This window comes from Marinicrinis lubricantis (assembly GCF_042658665.1).
Lineage (GTDB): Bacteria > Bacillota > Bacilli > Paenibacillales > KCTC-33676 > Marinicrinis > Marinicrinis lubricantis.
In genome coordinates this window covers 1-18,179 of the sequence record NZ_JBHSQV010000136.1, presented here as the reverse complement: position 1 = coordinate 18,179, position 18,179 = coordinate 1, and the positions used below count along the sequence as shown (strand labels likewise).

Here is an 18,179-nt window from a genome sequence, read left to right as displayed (position 1 = left end):
TCCAGCTTCCTTCAGATTCCGCCTCGCGGCGGACACCCTTGCTCTTGGCTAACGGTAGGTGTTCGCCAACCCCCGCTCGGGACTTTCACCCTAGAGATGACGCCCATGCTGGGCGTACATCAAAAAACGCGCATCCTCGAAATATCGAGAATACGCGTTCATTTGTAAATATAAAGGAATGCTGGTGAAGGGAATTGAACCCCCGACCTACGCATTACGAGTGCGTTGCTCTACCCCTGAGCTACACCAGCAAGGTGACGATCAAAGTCACAAAAATTATTATAAGAAAAACATCATGGATTGTAAATAGTTTTTTATTGTAAAATGATGGCAGGTGGATTTCCCCTTATGATTTGCCAAGTATCATTCCAGCGTTCAGCTATTCGAAAGGAGTGAACCCGCTTTGCAGCAGGAATGGGTCACAACATGTACGCAATGCGGAACCAAGCTGTACTGCCAGGACGGTTTTTTTCAAGGTGTACAGCTGCCTAATGGTACGAGTCTATGTTTCGAGTGCAGTGAAACATCGAATGAAGATCCAAATGCTCCAACAGAGGCATGAATTAAAAACAGGAGCGGATCGCTCATCAAGCATTCCGCTCCGTCGTATTACGCCTTATTGGACGTTGACTTTGACCTTCAACTCGATGATCTGAATCATTTCTTCACCGTCTTGTTCCGGCTTCACCAAATCTCCGGTCAGCTTTTCCCCTTTCAAGCCGTAGGCTTGCTTCACCGTCGGCCACATATCTTCTTCCGGCTTAAACTGAAGGATGATGAAGATATGATCGACTCCATCCACATCTGGCTTCTTGATACTTAGCCGGAATGAACCATCCGGATTGACGCTCGTGTCATCGGAGTAACCGAAGCTCCAGTGATCGGGAATTTCAATTTTCGCTTTTACTTCGGCACCCTCCAGCAGGTTGCTCTGCCCAGTAACGATATATTGTTCCCCTTCCAGTGTCACCTCCGGCGTCATCCAGACGGCAGAAGCGCCATAGTCCTCTGGCTTCTCCCAATTAGGCTCTTCGATCGGAACGATCGTGCCGGCTTCCGCTGCAATATCCAAATGGGCGAAACCCTGAATCAGCTTATACATCTCGTCGTTCTCTACATATTGATAAACATACGGTCCCTGCAGACGCTCGCCTTTCTCACCGTAAATCTCATGCAGCGCAGCTTCCTGATCGGCAGGCTTAAACTGCACCACCAAATCAACCATCCCTTCGACATCGGGCTTCTTGATTTCCATTTCGAAGCGGCCGTCCATGCCAACCTCAGCTCTGTCATTATATCCCCACATCGCGTAATTTTTGGCGTCAGCCTCCGCATACAGCTCGGAGCCCGGCTCTAAATTCGTCGTTCCCTTGATCAAATATCTGTTATCCTGCACGGTAATCTCACCTTGAAGCCATGCCTTTAAGGCTCCCTGATCCTCCGGCGCTTCCCCGATTTGGTCGGTCTCGACTTCGAAATCCACCGTCTCCGAATCATTCTTCGTCTGTTCCGCATCCTCTTCCGATCCAGGTACCTCTTCTTCCTGTTGTGCTTCATCTAGTCTCTCGTTATTTTCATTTGCCGAAGACGTGATATTCTCATCATTAGAATGGTTTCCGGAAGCATCAGAATTGTCGCTGCAGCCTGCGGCCGCCAAGCACAAGCATGCCATCAAGCATAGCATCCAGAACATGTTCCTTCTTTTCATTGTCACTTTATGTCCACCCTTCTTTAAGCGCCGAAACTCCACAAGTGTCAGCCTTTCATGTCTAGGGGGAATTTTAACACGATTAGAGAAGCGGCTCTATCCCTCTATCGCATTAGGACCAACCGCCCAATTCACGAAAGAAATGTCGAAAACAGAAGACGAGCTCCCGAACGATCTTCATCCAATCTTTAACGAATACAGTGTCCCGCAAGCTGATTTTACATTCATAGATGTGCTATGCTTGATGAAAAATAGATAAGAAGCATACGGAATAGAGAGGAGAAAGCATATGAGCCAGTGGAGCGTTCGTACATTTGAAGATCAATATGCGATGGTAGAGCTGAAGGAAGAACACACCGCATCATGGGTGCAGGTATGTCCTGAGCGCGGAGGAATCATTACAAGCTATGGCGTACAGGGTAAAGAGCTGCTGTACTTGGACAAGCAGACGTTCTATGATCCAGATGCGAACATTCGGGGAGGCATCCCGATTCTGTTCCCCATCAGCGGACAGCTTATTCAGGGGCAGTATGAATGGGAGGGCAAGACTTATGCCATGAAGAACCATGGATTTGCCCGGAATCTTCCTTGGGAGGTGGTAAGCACCTCTAATGAAGGGCAAGCATCGGTACTGCTACGTTTGCGCAGCAGCGACATCACGAGAGCCTCCTTTCCTTTTGAATTCGAACTGCAGTTCACCTATATATTGAAAGACGGCAAACTGACCATCGATCAAACGTATCATAATCGATCCGAGCAGCCGATGCCGATGTATCCAGGTTTTCACCCTTACTTCGAAGTCGACCGCAAAGCGATCGCTTACGATACCGATGCAGCCCGCTATCTGGATTATAACGATGAGCTGGAGAAAACCTTCAGCGGTACATTGGATTTAACGGGACTCGTCGAATCTACCGTATTTCTCGATGCGTCTCGCCGGCATATTTCGTTCCAGCCTTTTGCCAACGAACCCGAGAAGATTCATCTTCACTACGGTTCGGAATTCAAATATGTGGTCCTATGGTCTGTAGAGGGTAAACCTTTCGTCTGTGTCGAGCCTTGGATGGCCAAGACCGGCGAATTCCATCGCCGTGAGGAATTAACCTGGGTACAGCCGGGACAGACTTTAACTACATTTTTGTCCATTTCCAAAGAATAGGTGGATCCCCCCTCCTTTTCAGGAATTGTATGGTATAATGCCTTTTAAAGGAGACTCCTGCAAACTGAATGCAAGGGAGGGGTTGTACTTCATGGAGACCTTCGGAAGAGGTTGTTTCTATATTATTATAGGGTTCGCCATTTTACTTGTGCTTGCGATCATTACCCAAAGCACGATTCACATTCCGTGGTTCATCTTCATACCACTTATTATTCTTGCATTCTATGTCGCGAGTAAAAAAAGCAACAAGGATGATTAAGCATATGAAAAAGCGCGATCAGCACACTCCTGCTGTTCGCGCTATTTGTGTTCTAATCAGCTCATTCTCGATTCCCTGTACGTTCCAGGCGTAAGGCCGACGTACTGCTTGAATACTTTATAGAAATGCCTAGGGTTTTCATAGCCTACGTTTTTCGCGATTCGATCCATCGGCATATCCGAGACGTGCTGTAGCAAATCCTTCGCTTTATCAATGCGCACGGAATGCAGATACGTTACGAACGTCTTGCCGGTTTCGCGCTTTATCAAGCTGCACACATAATTCGGATGGAGCTCCAGGTGCTCGGCTACTTCATCCAAAGACAAATCTTTCATATAATTTTGCTGCACGAACGATTTGAATTTAGCGATGTTGGAGCTTCCTTCTTCCTTCACGATCTCCCGGTTAGACGGAACGGCATGAGATAACAGCAGCCCTGCCTTTCTTTTCTTCTCCTCCATCATTTCCGATCCCAGCTTGGACAGCAGTGCAGATAAGTCCTGCCTGCGAATCGGCTTCAGCATATAGTCGGCCACTTTCAGCCGAATCGCCTGCTGGGCATATTGAAACATATCATAGCCGGTTAAAATGACCGCTCGCCGGACCTGCTTTTGCTTCGCCTCACGCACTAAGTCCAATCCGCTGAGCTCCGGCATTTGAATATCCGTAATCAACAGATCGGGCCGGAAGGCATCCATTCGGTTCAGCGCCTCCACACTGTCTGTCATCGCTTCAATCTCGGTAAACAAAGAGTTTTCCTTCTGAATCATGTAACGCAAGCCGTTCAATATCACCGGTTCATCATCCACGATCATCAATTTCAGCATCCTCATCGTCCCCTTTCTTCGTCATGACCAAGTGGAATTGCGTCCCTTCGCCCTCTGTGCTCTCGACTGTCATTTGGGATTGGTTGTTAAAAAATGCCTTGATTCTTTCGTTCACATTATAGATTCCGATCCCACCGGAGGAGATTTCGAATGGCTGTGCTTCTCCTGACAATACTTCACGAATCGTTTTCAATCGCTCTTCCGGAATACCGGCTCCGTTATCTGAAATGACCACATGCATCTTGTCAGCCGTTTGTCTGACCTCCACCCGTATTTCACCGCTGCCTCTCTTCTTGCCGATGCCGTGCAAAATACTGTTCTCTACAATGGGCTGCAGAATAAACCTAGGACAGTGGAAGTCAGCGGTATCCGCTTCGATATCGAAGTGTACCTTCAGCCTGTCTCCCATTCGGATTTGATGAATCGAAATGTATTGCCGGACATTGTTCAACTCTTCCTTCAGCGACGTAATGTCCTTGCTCTTGGATAAACTGTACCTGAGCAGATCCGCAAGGGTGACGGCGATGTCCGCCACTTCTTCATCATCCTTCATCAGCGCCAGCATCCTCATTGTCTCCAGCGTATTGTACAGAAAGTGCGGCTTAATTTGAGCCTGCAGCATTTTCAAATCGGCTTCCTTCTTCATCAGCTCGGTCTGGTTGACCTTGTTCATCAGCTCATGAATCCGCGTGATCATCGCGTTGTATGAGGAAATTAAATATCCGATCTCATCGGACCCGCTCTTGCCGGTATAAATGGCCAGTTTCGGATCGTCGGTCCGTTTCATATGACGGGTAAACCGAAGAATCCGCAGTGTAATCGAAGAGGCCACCATATAATAGATGACAGACAATACGCCGAGCAGCAGCACGCCCGTGACGATGAACCATCCTTCCTTACCGCGCAGATTGAAGATTCCTTCGACCTTGCTGATCTCCACAATCGTCATATCGATCTGCTTCACATGTACCGAATTGACCAAGTATCGGTCATCATCGATGTAGAAGCTGGACATGCCCTGCTTCGGGATTTTTGAGATAACCTCTTCCATCAACGCTTCATCCCAATCGGCACCAACCACCTTGTAAAGCGGTTTCAGATTGCCGTCCAGCAAAACCCTCGATATTTCACCATCACTCTGAAGCGTCTGATAAAACTGCGAGAAAGGGTTTTCATTCAATGTAATGCGAAGCAGCCCGACTTCCCGAATATATTGGTCGGTATACAGCTTGTGCGTATATGCAAGTTCGGGATACCCGTCCGTACCGCTCAATTGATACGTCCATAAGCCCTGATTCGCAGGCAGTGCTTGAATTGCTTCATAATGCTGATCATCGTCAAACAACGCCATATCCACGATATCGGACGACAGCTCCAACAAGCCGCTGTTGTTTTTATAAATTGTAATATTACGGATAAATGGATTGCTGATATAAGCGAACGAGAAGCTGGGACTGATTTCTTTTCGATAATTGTAGACGGCTTCCCAGTCGGTCTGATACAATCCGCCCAAATATTCGGTCAGCTTCGTATTATTCTGAAACAAAGGCTGAATCGATTCGATCTTAGAAAGCTCGATTTGGAAATTGTTGTACGACTGCTCCATCAGCTGCTCTTTGCCTGTCCGGTATTGATCCAGCATATTAGAATACGTTTCCTGGTAGAATAAATAACCGAACAAGCTAAACGGAATACAAATCAATACAATGTAACCGATGACTAGTTTGGGCAGAATTCTCATTTTTTGAAGCTTGGCGAACCATCTTGATCCGATTCTCTGCATGAGGCTCATCCGTTCGTATAAAATCATCTGTTCTTATCATCATTATACCATGGGTAAACTGCCGATCGGTCAAAATTTGTCGAAAAACATAATAAGGATGACGGAAGCATGCGCTCCGCCATCCTCATCGTTCGCTTCAGCCAACGAAGCAGGCTTACTCGAATTTCGCTTTCACTTCTACGTACTCCTCGTTCGCCCATGCTTCTAAATCCGACAATCCGATTTTTTCCGCTTGGCTCAACATATTATCATAGGCTTTCTTCGCTTCCTCCGCTGTCGGAGCCAGGTATACTTTCACTTCTTCATTCGTCATCATGTTATCAATGTTATTGAGGATAACCTGCTCCTGCGAATCGGCGCCCGGTTGAACAAGACCGATCTCCGGTTCGAACGTCGTCAGTTGGCTCAGCTCTTGGTTCGCTTTCGTTGCTTCTGTGCCAGGAACATAGTTTCCGAGTGCTTCGGTTACGGCACTGCCTGCGAGCAATCCCCAATAATAAACACCCATTTCATTCCACAGCTCTTGGTTAGAGCGGTCATATGTGAATACCGGATATCCTCCGTCCTCACTCCAATTCCAATCTTCGCCTTCAATTCCCCACATCGCCAATTGCTGTCCTTCCTCGGACATCAGGAACTGCATCAGTTTAATAGAAGCTTCTGGATTTTTGTTTTCCTTCGTAATAAATACGCCCTGCCATCCTGTGTCATAGCGAACATGTGCGAAATCATCGTTGATCTTCATCGGCAGTTCTTTCCACACCATGCCTTGATCCTTCGTTACCGCATTGAACGCATCGGCTCCGGAAGTGGTCCAAGTATAGGCGAATGCCTTGCCGCTTGTCGCTAACTGTTCAGCCTGCTCTTCATTCTTGTATGCAAAGTTTTCCGCATTGATAAACCCTTTGCGATATAGCTCGTTCATATACATATACATGTTTTCCAGTTCTTCAGTGCGAAGCGCGTGCACCAGCTTGCCGTCCTTCTCAACGAAACGATCGCCCGCGCCAAACTGCATCGCGAAGTAGCCTTTCGTCCAAGTAGGCGTTACCGTCACCGCCAGCGGAATCATATCCGGATATTGATCCTTCACCATTTGGAACAAATTCGTTAAATCGTCTAATGTCTCGATTTTCGGATTGCCCAACTTTTCTACTATGTCTGCACGGTAAGCGATACCTGCTCCGTTGGACAGCGCATATGTCTCGTTATCTTTCCATTCCTGTCCTGTAGAGAAGTTATTGCGGATCGTATAGTATTTGCCATCATCGGCTGTATTCACTGCGATACGTTCCGGTTCAATCTTGAAATCCGGCGCATATTCATCGATCAGATCCTGCCATGCATAGGAGATATTCGGATCAGCCATGCGTTTCACCTGCTCGTAAGTGACAACCAGATCAGGCAGATCGCCGGAAGCAATCATCACCGGCAATTGATTGGCATCCGTCGCTACAGTAACGTTCAGCTTGATGCCTGTACGCTTCGTAATTTCCTCCGGAATTTTACCGGACCAATCCTTCAGCGGCCACCAAGGCTGATCGACGAATAGATCGAGTTCCACCACATCATTGGAGCCGGAATCACCGTCTCCTGCAGCATTCGAATCGTTGTTGTTCGCTGTATTGTTATTTCCGCCGCACGCAGCCAGCATAGAAGCGGTTAACAGCAATACCAGCATCAACAGAAGCGATTTTCTCAGCTTGCTTGTTTTCATCGTTTTCATCCCCCATATTCTTATATAAATATATCATTGTATGATGAACGACGGTATCTTCGGGGAAAGGGGACTCAGAAGCCCTCCCCTTCGATAACATCGTTGATCCCAGACTAGCCTTTAACGGAGCCCAGCATCATGCCTTTAACAAAATACTTTTGCAGGAACGGATAGACGCAGATGATCGGAAATACCGAGATGACCATCGCCGTTGCCTGAATAGAAAACTGGGTTACCGTCCTCTTGCTCGCGAATTGAGCGGTTAACGAATCGACCGGCGTCATCGCCTGATTCATGACCTCCATCATGCGGAAAGCCAGTGTCCGCAATGAATCATCTCTCACGTAGTAGGCTGCATCGAGCCATGAATTCCATTGGTTTGCTCCTGAGAACAGGCACATCGTCGCCATCAGCGGCAGCGAAACCGGCAGAATGATTCTCGCAAAAATATGCAGCTCGCCTGCTCCGTCGATTCTCGCCGATTCTCCAAGTTCAGCGGGAATTTCCTTAAAGAAGGACACCGCGATCATGACGAAGAATAGATTCAGCATGGTCGGAATCACATACACGCCAAAGTTGTTCAGCAGTCCGACGCCTCGAAGCACCACGTAGTAGGCAATCAAGCCGCCCGATACGTTCATCGCGATAATAACAAGCACGAAATACAGCTTTCGCAGGACGAGATCCTGTTTTGCCAGTCCATACGAAACGAGACTCGTAAAGATAACGCTTAAGAATGTACCCACAACCGTTCTTAGTACGGTAATACCGAACGCGTTGACCCATTTCGGATCGCTTAAGAAGTATTTATAGTTCTCAAGTGTGAACGCCCGCGGCCACAAATACATGCCGCCTTTCGCCGTATCCGCGCCTTCATTAAATGAGGCGAGCAGGACGTAATAGAACGGATAAAGCGTAACCAATGCAATGATCGCTAATAGGATATAGTTTACGGTATCGACCACACGATCCTCTGTCGTACGTCTTCTCATGGAAAAACCTCCTTTCTTGCTGCTTTCGGTTTCTAATATAAGCTGGATCCGGAAAACCGTCTTGCAATCGCATTACTCGATAAAATCAAGATGACCGAGATGACAGACTGCACTAAATCAATCGCAGCGGCAAATGCAAACCGGCCTTGCGACAGCCCTGCGTGAAACGCATACGTCTGAATAATTTGCGACTTGTCATTGTTGAGCGAGTTGCCAAGCAGCATCACCTGTTCGAAGTTTGATCCGACCAAGCCACCGCCAAGCATAGATCCGATAGATAAAATCGCAACAACTACGATCGAGCCCTTGATGCTTGGGAGGGTCACATGCCAAATGCGCTTCAACCGGCCCGCTCCATCCATCTCTGCCGCCTCATACAGCTGTGGATTCACTCCTGCAATGGCCGCTAGGAAAATAATCGTCCACCAGCCAGCTTCCTTCCAGATCGCCGTACTGACCGCGAGTCCCCAGAAAGAATCCGGATCCGTCAATATTTGCAGCGGTTCGTCGATGATATGCAGCGACATGAACAGGGAATTGATCATTCCCGTATCACTGGAAAAGAAGGCGTATGCCATTCCCGATACGACAACCCACGAAATGAAGTGAGGCAAATAGCTGACCGTCTGCACGAATCGCTTTACGATCGAAATCCGAACCTCGTTCAGCATAATCGCCAAAATAATCGGTACCGGAAAAGAAAACACAAGCTTCAAAATACTGATCGCGAGCGTATTTCGTACAAGTGAAGGAAAGTTATAATCGTTAATTAATTCTTCAAAGTACCTCATTCCGACCCATGGACTTGTAAAAATACCGGAGATTCCCGACGTAATTTTGTAATCCTTGAAGGCCATCAGCACCCCGAACATCGGTGTGAAAGAAAATACGAGCAAAAATGCAAGTCCGAGCCACACAAATATTTGAAAAGGCAGCTGTTTTCGGATGCGCCTGCCGAATGATTCCCGGTTCGGCAGTTTGGCCGTAGTCACTGCTGTATTCGTTTTCATTTCTGCACCCCCTGTCTGTATTCTCATTATAAAAGCGCATACATCCGCTTGAATACGGATCATTCGTAAGCCTAGAGTGTCCGATCTTAAGATTGGACCATGCGGTGACATGATTCTTAATCTGGGGAAATGTAGCGCTTGAAACGGCTTATCTGTCTCGTCATCGAAAATATAAAAACCGCTGGGAACAGAACGTCCCTGGCGGTTAATGATCACTGCCTCTATTAAGTTTCCACCGGCTGTTAACGGATCGCCAGCGGGCTATTCTGCACGACGGACAGCCACTCGCGGGCGATCAGCTCATGACCGACGGTTGTCGGGTGTACCCCGTCCCATATCCAATAATCGGCGCCAGCTCGCTCGCAAGCTTCGTCGAACGCCTTCTGAAGCGGCACGAATACCGCACCGAATTCCTCCGCCAGCTTACGCGTCGTGGCTTGGTAAGCATCCATGCGACGCTTCCATGCGTTCCAATCTTCTGCCGGCGCGCCTACGTTCAAGATAAAAGGCTCGCACAGAACCAGCTTCGTATCCGGCAGCACCTCACGTGTCTCCTCCAAGAGATGGCGGTAAGCTCGCTCGAACCGATCCGTTACACCGCTAGGCTCGCCTTTCATCGTCCGCCAAAGATCGTTGACACCGATCAGGATGCTTAGTAAATCCGGACGCAGGCTGATGCAATCCTCGTTCCATCTGGCATATAAGTCGGATACGCGATCCCCGCTGATGCCTCGGTTTATGAATAAGGGCATCTTGCCAGCGAATTCGTATCCAAGCTGTCCCGCGATCATGTACGGGTATCCATGTCCTAAAATATGATTGGGGTCATCATTGCGTGCTCGATTGCCGTCCGTGATGGAATCCCCTTGAAATAGTATGACTTGTCGCTTTTCCATGGCAGCTGTCTCTTCCTCTCCATATAATGTGCATTGTTGGCGCTTTCTTCCAAGTATACGAACTCTCGTTACGGCATTCAACTGTTGATTGTTAAGGATAAAGGTATGCTCATTTTACTTCACAGTGTTCACCTGACGAACGTCTGCCGTACCCTTCTGGAACGAAGAAAATATGGAATCCAAATGGCAGCTGCTAAAATGGCTCTATACAATACCTTCTCCGCATCCCCATTGTCTAACTGCTTAGCGAAAGTAATCTGCTGGATCATTGCATAGTCAATCACTGCTGCAAGTAGGTTCGAACTATATAAAATAATCATCAGACGAGGAACAATCGATTTTTTCATGTAGAAGTTGATCACAATATACAAACAAAAAATGACAATAAATCCATTGTACACTGATTCGAATACAGTAAGCGACGGCCACAGCGGGTCGTAATAAAAGGACTCCTCGTCCATGATCGTATCCCATTGCTTCCATACCGACATAGCGTCCAATAAATAATAGACCGCTCGTGCGAGCGAAATAAAGAGTCCGATCTGGACCAGTATGAGCCAACCTCCTAGACCAGAGATCGTTAAATCCAGGTGATGATTCGGCCTTAATTTCGTATCCATTTTCACACTTCTTTCTTTTCCCTATTTGTCGTTCTCTTCCATATATATCGAATATGGCATGCCATTCATGTAGTTTTTCTCAGGATATTGTTTCCTTATTTCTTCATAAATCGGAAACTCTTTTCTCTATATCATCGTATTAAGAATGGTAATCATTTTATCAATTGGAGGGAGCAGCCATTATTCAGATGAAAAGCTTAAGAAAACATGCGTATCTCCGTGCCGCTATGTCATTCCTACTTGCATTTACGCTCATATTTTCGACTGCGGTACAAACTTTTGCTTCGGAATCGGAGCAAGCCCCTGCAGAAACAACTACAAAGGAATTGACGGCAGAATCCGCTGCAGCGTTCCTAGATGAGTTTTTCAACTCTGAGGAAGCCAAAGCCATGTATGCGGGCGCTTCTGTAGCCATCGTGAAGGACGATCAAATCATTACGCAACAAGGCTACGGATTCGCCAACGTAGAGAATCAAACTGCAGTTGACCCAGCGAATACCATTTTCCGTATGGCTTCTGTATCGAAAACATTTGCCGCTGTAGCGATCATGCAGCTCGTAGAACAGGGCAAGATCGATCTGAATGAAGACATTCGTACATACTTGCCTGAAAGCCTCGACTTCGAGAATCCTTTTGACACACCGGTCACGGTTGCACACTTATTGACGCATGAGAGCGGATTTGAGATTCGTGACCCCATGCCGGATGATGTGCATAACGACTTTGAATTATTCGTCTCGATGGAGGACTACGCCAAACAATATATGCCGCCGGTCGTTCGCGAACCCGGTACATCCTATATGTATGACAACTTTGCCTATCTGCTGGCAGGTATCATTGTCCAAGAAGTCAGCGGTGAACCGTTCGAGCAGTATATGGAGAACCACGTGTTCCAGCCGATTGGCATGCACAGCAGCGACTTTGACCCTAATAACGTGAATCAGGATCAATTAGCTGTAGGATATGATGCGGCTAAGCAGCCTGTGGAAAATTATGTGTTCAAGCCGACGATTATGCCTCAAGGCGGCATGTACGCTACAGCGGAAGATATCGCCCAATTTATGATCGCTTTCCTGAATGACGGAGCGAACGAAACCGGCCGTGTGCTATCTGCCGATTCCGTGAGTGAAATGGGTGTATTCCGCTCTGACATTCATCCGATTTTGCCGAACGCCACGTACGGGTTTGAGTCTGCAATGCAAATCCCACTGGCTGGACATCCTGAAGAGATCATCGTAAAGTATGGGGACGTACCGGGGAACAGTTCGATGTTGATGTTCATTCCGGAACAGAACGTCGGGATCTTCTTAACGTACACACAAGCTAGTACACTGCGCGAAGTCCTGTATGCACAGTTTATTCAAACGTTCTATCCGGAGTATGCGGCTCCTGTTGAGCTAGGTGAATATGCTTCAACTTCGACGGAGCAGTTGAAAGCGCTGGAGGGGATTTATTCTGACCTTCGTCTCGCCAGCATTGTCTCTAAAGTCGGGGTGAACGAGCAAGGTCAATTAACGATTTCCGATGCTTATCTTGGACTTCGTGCTTTAAAGCAGGTGGATTCGAACTTATTTATCGACGAAATCGCACAGCGCTTCACCGCGTTTACAGTCGATGAAAAGAACGGCGTTGTTTATATGAAAGAACCATATCTCAACCCGCTCGGTTATGCGATCAAGGGAGAAGATCCAGCCGGTTTTACGGATATCGATGCATCCCATCCATACGCTTCGTACATCCTTCCATTGCAGTCGCTTGGACATTATTCGAACGAAGCAGGGCAAGCATTCCAACCTGAAAATGCGGTAACGAGAGCGGAGCTTGCCTACTATCTGGTCACGACAAGCGGTCTGAAGGGTTCTGCTACCGAGCAATATGCCTTCACTGATATTGCGGATCATCCGCTTGCGTCTTATATTCAAATGGCCTATGAAATCGGCATTATTAAAGGAGACGGCAAAGGGCAATTTTATCCTGACCGTGAAGTAACTCGTCAAGAAGCCGCTGTGATGGTGTGGAGCGTCTATCAAACGATGTATCCAGACACGCTTTTCGCAGATGCGAAGCTGACGGGAGAAGTCGACAGTTGGGCAGCACCCGCGGTGAAAATGGCCGTAACACTGGGTTACTTCGGGCCGGAAGTGACCTTCACTGAGGATGGTGCAGCAAACTTTCAAGCGAAGAAGGTAATGACTCGTCAAGAGGAAGCTGCATTCCTTCATCAGCTGCTGTTCCAGCCTTCCGACCAAATCGTCGCTCAGTTGATGGCTCAACAACAGCAATCGCAAGCTGAAGCAGCGCCGGCTGAAGAACCGGCTGCTGAAGCGGCACCTGTACAATAATTCTATTGAGCAGCAAAATCAAAACCCGCCTGGATGATGATCCGGGCGGGTTTTCTATTATGCTATGGCACTGGATGAAAATTCCATCGCCTAACTCTTTAAAAAAGACTAGACAATCATCATCGCTTTCCTTATAATGATCCACGTAAATGATAATCATTTTCAATGCCCTTTTTGAAAGGGTTTTATATTTATTGTTTATTGAGAATGATTCTTAATTAAATATTTTATACATGCACTGGGAGGGTTACATCATGCTGTTCACACGTCAATCCTATATCAACTTAATGATTCTCATATTGTTGACCGCACTCATTGCTGGCTGCTCGACAAATGGCAACAACCATACGACCGCTAACAACCAAAATCAAATTGAAGACGGATCTTCATCTCAAGACAGTACATCGTCTGAAACCAGAACGATCAAACACGAAATGGGAGAAACACCGATCACCGGCACGCCTAAACGAATTATTGCTTTGGAGTTCTCTTACATAGACGCTCTAGCTGCATTGGATATCAAACCGATCGGGGCTGCCGATGACGGAGACCCTAATCGTTTAATTGAGCAAGTGAAAAGTCGAATTGGGGAATATACCTCTGTAGGTACGCGCAAGCAGCCGAGTCTGGAAATCATCAGTTCACTGCAGCCTGATCTCATCATTGCCGACTTGAAGAGACACAAAGATATTTATGACGATTTGCAGAAGATTGCTCCGACGATCGTTCTCACAAGCTTAGAAGCGGATTATGAGGGCATTATGGACGGTTTTACCATTATCGCTGATGCCGTTGGCAAGAAGGAAGAAGCGGAAGCTATTCTGGCTGCGCATCAACAAGCGATCGATCAATTCAAATCGCTCGTACCTGCGGATGAATCCCGTACTGTGATGCCTGCGGTCGTAACCACCGACGGATTCCATGCACATTCCGCCATTTCTTATACCGGCTCGCTGCTTGAATCCATCGGTCTAAAAAATGCTATTCAGGATGCCCATGAAGGCAAGCTGGAAAAGGTCAATCAATACAATAAATTGAACCTCGAACAAGTCGTTGAATTCGATCCAGATATCCTATTCCTCATCAAGGATGGAGATGGGGGCTCGATTGTAGATGAATGGAAGAACAATCCGCTTTGGGCCGAAATCAGTGCCGTCAAGAACGATCAAGTCTATGAAGTTTCACGTACTGTCTGGGCATGGTCAAGAGGACTGATCTCTGCTGAAACGATCCTTGAAGATGCTACGCAATGGTTATATGCTCAATAAAACCCTAAGCACATGATGGAATGGGGAAAAGCGGGAACTTCCCGCTTTTTCCGTGTTTATAAACGAGGATGTGATGATGTTGAAAGTCATAAAGCTCAACAGCCGCACACCCAGCTCTGGTAAGCAGCTAATGACGCTGGGAGCCCTTATCATCGGGGGAATCATCTTATTGCTTCTTGGCGTTTTTTTCAGTATCACGGTTGGGGCTGCCGACATCCGAATAAGCACGGTTTTTCAAGCGATATTCAATTATCAGCTGGTCAAGGATCATATGATTCTTTGGGAACTGCGCTTGCCGAGAACGCTTGTCGGTATTTTCATCGGAGCCAACCTGGCTGTAGCTGGCGCAATCATGCAGGGCATGACTCGCAATCCGCTTGCATCCCCGCAGGTATTTGGTATTAATGCAGGGGCTTCGCTCATCGTCGTTGCGGGCGTCGTGTTTTTCCCCAGCCTCCCTTATACTCAGTTAATCCTTTTGGCATTTATAGGTGCGGCGTTCGGTGGTGTCGCTGTCTATGCTTTATCCCGATCGGATGGAGGGATGTCCCCCGTTAAGCTTGCGCTGGGCGGAATGGCTCTTCATATGTTCCTCTCTTCCATCACAGAAGGGATCATTATGTTTCATGAACATTCGACTGCCAGCGTGCTCTATTGGCTTGCTGGAGGGATAGACGGAAGGGATTGGACGCATGTCCGCATTTTATTTCCTTGGACCGTGATTGGGCTGATTGCAGCGTTATTCTTGGCACGGTCACTCACGATGCTGAATCTGGGTGAAGACGTAGCTAAAGGACTGGGACAAAATAATCGGAGAGTCTATTTCTTCGCGGGTCTTACCGTCATCCTGCTGGCAGGCGCCAGTGTGGCGGTTGCGGGTCCCATCGGATTCGTGGGTCTGATCATTCCACATATTGTGAGATCCTTGGTCGGTGTAGATTACCGCGTCGTGATTCCTTTTTCCGCGTTGTTTGGAGCATTGCTTCTGACCTATGCCGATGTAGCTTCTCGCTTTATCGCCTATCCATTCGATTCCCCTGTGGGTATCGTTACCGCATTTATTGGGGCGCCATTTTTCTTATATTTAGCGCGCCAGGGGGGAAGATTGAAGTGAAAAACACCAAAACTGTCAATCCGCGAGTATGGATTACGATCTTCATCCTCGGTGTCGTCGTCGTTTCGATCATCAGTATGGGGATCGGGGCGCTCTATATTCATCCACTGGACATTTTGAAAAGTTTGTTTGGACAAGACGAGAACAACTACAGCTATATCATAATGAATTTCCGCCTGCCCCGAATACTTGTGGCCTGGCTTGCCGGTGCCGGACTTGCCGTATCCGGTGCGATTCTGCAAGGTGTTATTCGAAATCCTCTGGCCTCGCCCGATGTAATTGGGATTACCAAAGGCGCCGGATTAGCTGCCGTAATCGTCATTCTGTTATATCCAAAATCGCCCGTGTATGTTCTGCCTATCGCCGCTTTTCTCGGTGCAGCTGTCGTCGCCATCGCCTTATATGCTCTAGCCTATCAAAAAGGTGTGAAGCCGGGCACATTAGCTTTAGTGGGCATCGCTTTAGGTGCGATGTGTCACGCAGGTATCCAGTTCTTCATGATCAAGTTTCCCGTTGAAGTCAACGCCGCCTTGGGGTGGCTATCTGGCAGCGTTTGGGGACGGGGATGGGATCATGTGCTTGTCCTCGCTCCATGGATCATCCTGCTGCTGCCTATTACCATGCTTCTGGCAATGAAGCTGGATATTCTAACGCTTGGAGATGAAGTAGCCAAAGGGCTCGGGGAGAGAGTCGAGCGCTTGCGCAGGCTGCTTCTGATCCTCGCCGTCGCTTTAGCCGGAGCGTGTGTCGCGATCGTCGGAACGATCGGGTTCGTCGGCCTGATCGCGCCTCATATAGCCAAACAGCTGGTGGGTGCTAAGCACCGTGTCGTTCTGCCTTTATCCGCTTGTGTCGGAGCCATATGTATCCTTGTTGCAGATGCTATAGGAAGAGGGCTGCTGCCTCCTTCGGAAATCCCGGCGGGGATCTTCACCGCCATCATCGGCGCTCCCTATTTTTTCTATTTACTATTCCGAAAGAAAACCTCTTAATCCGGTGAAAGGAAGGGAAGAAAGATGAATAAATTAGCTGCGGAGCATCTGACCGTCGCCTATGATTCGGCACCCGTCATTGAAGATCTCTCCCTTTCCATTCCCGATGGAAAAATAACAATACTCATCGGTTCGAATGGCTGCGGGAAGTCGACCATCCTTCGTACGCTGGGACGGCTATTATCCCCTAATGCGGGTCATGTATATTTGGACGGCAAACGTATTGATCGCCTGCCCTCTAAGGAAGTAGCGAAGCAGATGGCCATTTTGCCGCAAAGTCCATCGGCGCCTGATGGATTAACCGTAAAAGAATTATGCTATTATGGAAGGAATCCACATAAAGGATTGTTCTCCCGTCATACCGCGGAGGATATGCGTATGGTCGAATGGGCGCTGAAGGCCACGCGAATGCAGGAATTCGCTGAACGCACGCTGGATCAACTCTCAGGCGGGCAGAGACAGCGGGCCTGGATTGCTATGGCCTTAGCGCAAGAGACAGATTATCTATTGCTAGATGAACCGACGACGTATCTCGATCTGGCGCATCAGGTCGAGGTGCTGGAATTGCTGCGGGACTTGAACCGCACCTTCGGGCGAACCATCATCATGGTGCTGCATGATCTGAACCAGGCTGCACGCTATGCCGATCATCTGGTCAGCGTGTTTCAAGGCAAAGTCTATGCTCAAGGTGCTCCGAAGGAAGTATTTACAGCAGAACTCATACACAATGTATTCGGCCTCAACGTGAAAGTCATCGAAGATCCCGTCGAGCACACGCCCATGCTGGTTCCTGTAGGTCTATGCCAGTGCGAGGGCAACTGCTATTGGAAGACGCACTCCGCTCAGAAAAGCACAACTTGACTTGATTGCTGGAGTATCGATTTAACAAATGTGAAATAAGAAATAACGCACCTTTGACTGAATGGTTCAAAAGGTGCGTTTTTTAGGCTGCTTCACCCATCTTATGATTATTAAACCCACTTATTATGTCCCCTTAAAACCACCATGTAATGCAGCTGTTATAAGTAGAACACCAACAATTAGCATGACGTAGCTACCCATCCTAAAACGTTTTATAGCCGATTTAGAAGGTTTTTTATTTAATGTATTCGTGGCTTGTGCTCTATACGTAAGCTCTGGTTTAATAATACCCACGATACCCGGAATAACAAATATGACAAAAAACATGCAGGCTAAGATTATCCTGTCTTCTTGCACTATATCATCCTCTCACCACTAGAAAGCAAGCAATAACATTTATCGAAGGTTCAATCTGACATTATTGCAAATTCTATAAAGATAAGAACAGAAGATATAATAATAGTTATATACCCCCCCGATTTTATTGCATCGGGGTTACTAATCCGGTAGCGTCAAGAAATTTGTGTAAATAGAAAAACCATTTCTTGTAGATGCCGTTGTTTAGTCGGTGGTTGTGAACATTGCTAGAAGTTCAGCGCGTGCCTGGTCAAAGCCGGTATGGCAACGAGTT

16 protein-coding genes and 1 tRNA gene are annotated in these 18,179 nt (G+C 47.6%); 7 read left to right on the top strand and 10 right to left on the bottom strand.

The features are described from left to right. Positions 1 to 179 precede the first annotated feature (179 nt). Positions 180 to 251 (bottom strand) — tRNA-Thr (locus tag ACFPXP_RS10425). 365 nt (positions 252 to 616) lie between these two features. Then, positions 617 to 1,708, bottom strand: a complete 1,092-nt coding sequence (locus ACFPXP_RS10420; RefSeq protein WP_379894146.1) for a flagellar motor protein MotB — start codon at positions 1,706 to 1,708, stop codon at positions 617 to 619. 289 nt (positions 1,709 to 1,997) lie between these two features. Between ACFPXP_RS10420 and ACFPXP_RS10415 the strand changes: the two genes are divergently transcribed. Together ACFPXP_RS10415 and ACFPXP_RS10410 are read left to right on the top strand one after the other, a co-directional pair. Continuing rightward, positions 1,998 to 2,867 carry an aldose epimerase family protein gene (locus tag ACFPXP_RS10415; RefSeq protein WP_379894145.1) on the top strand — a complete coding sequence of 290 codons (870 nt, stop codon included), beginning with the start codon at positions 1,998 to 2,000 and terminating at the stop codon, positions 2,865 to 2,867. Positions 2,868 to 2,958: 91 nt separating this feature from the next. Beyond that, complete coding sequence (locus ACFPXP_RS10410) at positions 2,959 to 3,126, top strand: hypothetical protein (RefSeq protein WP_379894144.1); 168 nt, start codon at positions 2,959 to 2,961, stop codon at positions 3,124 to 3,126. 56 nt (positions 3,127 to 3,182) lie between these two features. Here ACFPXP_RS10410 and ACFPXP_RS10405 read toward each other — a convergent pair whose 3' ends face one another. The 7 genes from ACFPXP_RS10405 to ACFPXP_RS10375 form a co-directional block, all read right to left on the bottom strand. Continuing rightward, complete coding sequence (locus ACFPXP_RS10405) at positions 3,183 to 3,953, bottom strand: response regulator transcription factor (RefSeq protein WP_379894143.1); 771 nt, start codon at positions 3,951 to 3,953, stop codon at positions 3,183 to 3,185. Further along, the gene (locus ACFPXP_RS10400) at positions 3,928 to 5,736 is read right to left on the bottom strand and encodes a cache domain-containing sensor histidine kinase (RefSeq protein ID WP_379894142.1); all 1,809 of its coding nucleotides are present in this window, start codon (positions 5,734 to 5,736) and stop codon (positions 3,928 to 3,930) included. Before ACFPXP_RS10400 ends, ACFPXP_RS10405 begins: the two co-directional genes overlap by 26 nt. A 154-nt stretch (positions 5,737 to 5,890) precedes the next feature. Next, positions 5,891 to 7,453, bottom strand: a complete 1,563-nt coding sequence (locus ACFPXP_RS10395; protein ID WP_379894141.1) for an extracellular solute-binding protein — start codon at positions 7,451 to 7,453, stop codon at positions 5,891 to 5,893. A gap of 113 nt (positions 7,454 to 7,566) precedes the next feature. Next, positions 7,567 to 8,445, bottom strand: coding sequence for a carbohydrate ABC transporter permease (locus tag ACFPXP_RS10390; RefSeq protein ID WP_379894140.1), 879 nt, complete (start codon positions 8,443 to 8,445; stop codon positions 7,567 to 7,569). Positions 8,446 to 8,477: 32 nt separating this feature from the next. Continuing rightward, positions 8,478 to 9,455: an ABC transporter permease gene (locus tag ACFPXP_RS10385; RefSeq protein WP_379894139.1), complete on the bottom strand. Its 978-nt coding sequence runs from the start codon at positions 9,453 to 9,455 to the stop codon at positions 8,478 to 8,480. 242 nt (positions 9,456 to 9,697) lie between these two features. Continuing rightward, entirely contained in the window at positions 9,698 to 10,351 is a 654-nt protein-coding gene (locus ACFPXP_RS10380; protein ID WP_379894138.1) for an SGNH/GDSL hydrolase family protein, read from the bottom strand. 128 nt (positions 10,352 to 10,479) lie between these two features. Then, the gene (locus tag ACFPXP_RS10375) at positions 10,480 to 10,971 is read right to left on the bottom strand and encodes a DUF2569 domain-containing protein (protein WP_379894137.1); all 492 of its coding nucleotides are present in this window, start codon (positions 10,969 to 10,971) and stop codon (positions 10,480 to 10,482) included. A 188-nt stretch (positions 10,972 to 11,159) separates the two neighbouring features. Between ACFPXP_RS10375 and ACFPXP_RS10370 the strand changes: the two genes are divergently transcribed. The 5 genes from ACFPXP_RS10370 (at position 11,160) to ACFPXP_RS10350 (ending at position 17,548) form a co-directional block, all read left to right on the top strand. Then, complete coding sequence (locus ACFPXP_RS10370) at positions 11,160 to 13,313, top strand: serine hydrolase (protein ID WP_379894136.1); 2,154 nt, start codon at positions 11,160 to 11,162, stop codon at positions 13,311 to 13,313. 254 nt (positions 13,314 to 13,567) lie between these two features. Beyond that, on the top strand, positions 13,568 to 14,581 hold the full coding sequence (locus tag ACFPXP_RS10365) for an ABC transporter substrate-binding protein (RefSeq protein ID WP_379894135.1): 1,014 nt from the start codon (positions 13,568 to 13,570) through the stop codon (positions 14,579 to 14,581). Between the two features lie 73 nt (positions 14,582 to 14,654). After that, complete coding sequence (locus ACFPXP_RS10360; protein ID WP_379894134.1) at positions 14,655 to 15,695, top strand: FecCD family ABC transporter permease; 1,041 nt, start codon at positions 14,655 to 14,657, stop codon at positions 15,693 to 15,695. Further along, positions 15,692 to 16,687, top strand: coding sequence for a FecCD family ABC transporter permease (locus ACFPXP_RS10355; RefSeq protein WP_379894133.1), 996 nt, complete (start codon positions 15,692 to 15,694; stop codon positions 16,685 to 16,687). The genes ACFPXP_RS10360 and ACFPXP_RS10355 overlap by 4 nt, the downstream gene beginning before the upstream one ends. A 24-nt stretch (positions 16,688 to 16,711) precedes the next feature. Further along, on the top strand, positions 16,712 to 17,548 hold the full coding sequence (locus ACFPXP_RS10350; protein ID WP_379894132.1) for an ABC transporter ATP-binding protein: 837 nt from the start codon (positions 16,712 to 16,714) through the stop codon (positions 17,546 to 17,548). 123 nt (positions 17,549 to 17,671) lie between these two features. Here the strand turns inward: ACFPXP_RS10350 and ACFPXP_RS10345 are convergent, their stop codons facing one another. Then, complete coding sequence (locus ACFPXP_RS10345) at positions 17,672 to 17,905, bottom strand: hypothetical protein (protein ID WP_379894131.1); 234 nt, start codon at positions 17,903 to 17,905, stop codon at positions 17,672 to 17,674. Between the last annotated feature and the right edge of the window lie 274 nt (positions 17,906 to 18,179).

Bases quoted from the DNA above. Each gene is read 5' to 3' on its own strand.
- ACFPXP_RS10350 (WP_379894132.1), top strand. From the start codon at position 16,712: ATGAATAAATTAGCTGCGGAGCATCTGACCGTCGCCTATGATTCGGCA.
- ACFPXP_RS10365 (WP_379894135.1), top strand. From the start codon at position 13,568: ATGCTGTTCACACGTCAATCCTATATCAACTTAATGATTCTCATATTG.
- ACFPXP_RS10375 (WP_379894137.1), bottom strand. From the start codon at position 10,971: ATGGATACGAAATTAAGGCCGAATCATCACCTGGATTTAACGATCTCT.
- ACFPXP_RS10380 (WP_379894138.1), bottom strand. From the start codon at position 10,351: ATGGAAAAGCGACAAGTCATACTATTTCAAGGGGATTCCATCACGGAC.
- ACFPXP_RS10410 (WP_379894144.1), top strand. From the start codon at position 2,959: ATGGAGACCTTCGGAAGAGGTTGTTTCTATATTATTATAGGGTTCGCC.
- ACFPXP_RS10415 (WP_379894145.1), top strand. From the start codon at position 1,998: ATGAGCCAGTGGAGCGTTCGTACATTTGAAGATCAATATGCGATGGTA.
- ACFPXP_RS10420 (WP_379894146.1), bottom strand. From the start codon at position 1,708: ATGAAAAGAAGGAACATGTTCTGGATGCTATGCTTGATGGCATGCTTG.
- ACFPXP_RS10370 (WP_379894136.1), top strand. From the start codon at position 11,160: ATGAAAAGCTTAAGAAAACATGCGTATCTCCGTGCCGCTATGTCATTC.
- ACFPXP_RS10405 (WP_379894143.1), bottom strand. From the start codon at position 3,953: ATGCTGAAATTGATGATCGTGGATGATGAACCGGTGATATTGAACGGC.
- ACFPXP_RS10385 (WP_379894139.1), bottom strand. From the start codon at position 9,455: ATGAAAACGAATACAGCAGTGACTACGGCCAAACTGCCGAACCGGGAA.
- ACFPXP_RS10360 (WP_379894134.1), top strand. From the start codon at position 14,655: ATGATGTTGAAAGTCATAAAGCTCAACAGCCGCACACCCAGCTCTGGT.
- ACFPXP_RS10400 (WP_379894142.1), bottom strand. From the start codon at position 5,736: ATGCAGAGAATCGGATCAAGATGGTTCGCCAAGCTTCAAAAAATGAGA.
- ACFPXP_RS10395 (WP_379894141.1), bottom strand. From the start codon at position 7,453: ATGAAAACAAGCAAGCTGAGAAAATCGCTTCTGTTGATGCTGGTATTG.
- ACFPXP_RS10390 (WP_379894140.1), bottom strand. From the start codon at position 8,445: ATGAGAAGACGTACGACAGAGGATCGTGTGGTCGATACCGTAAACTAT.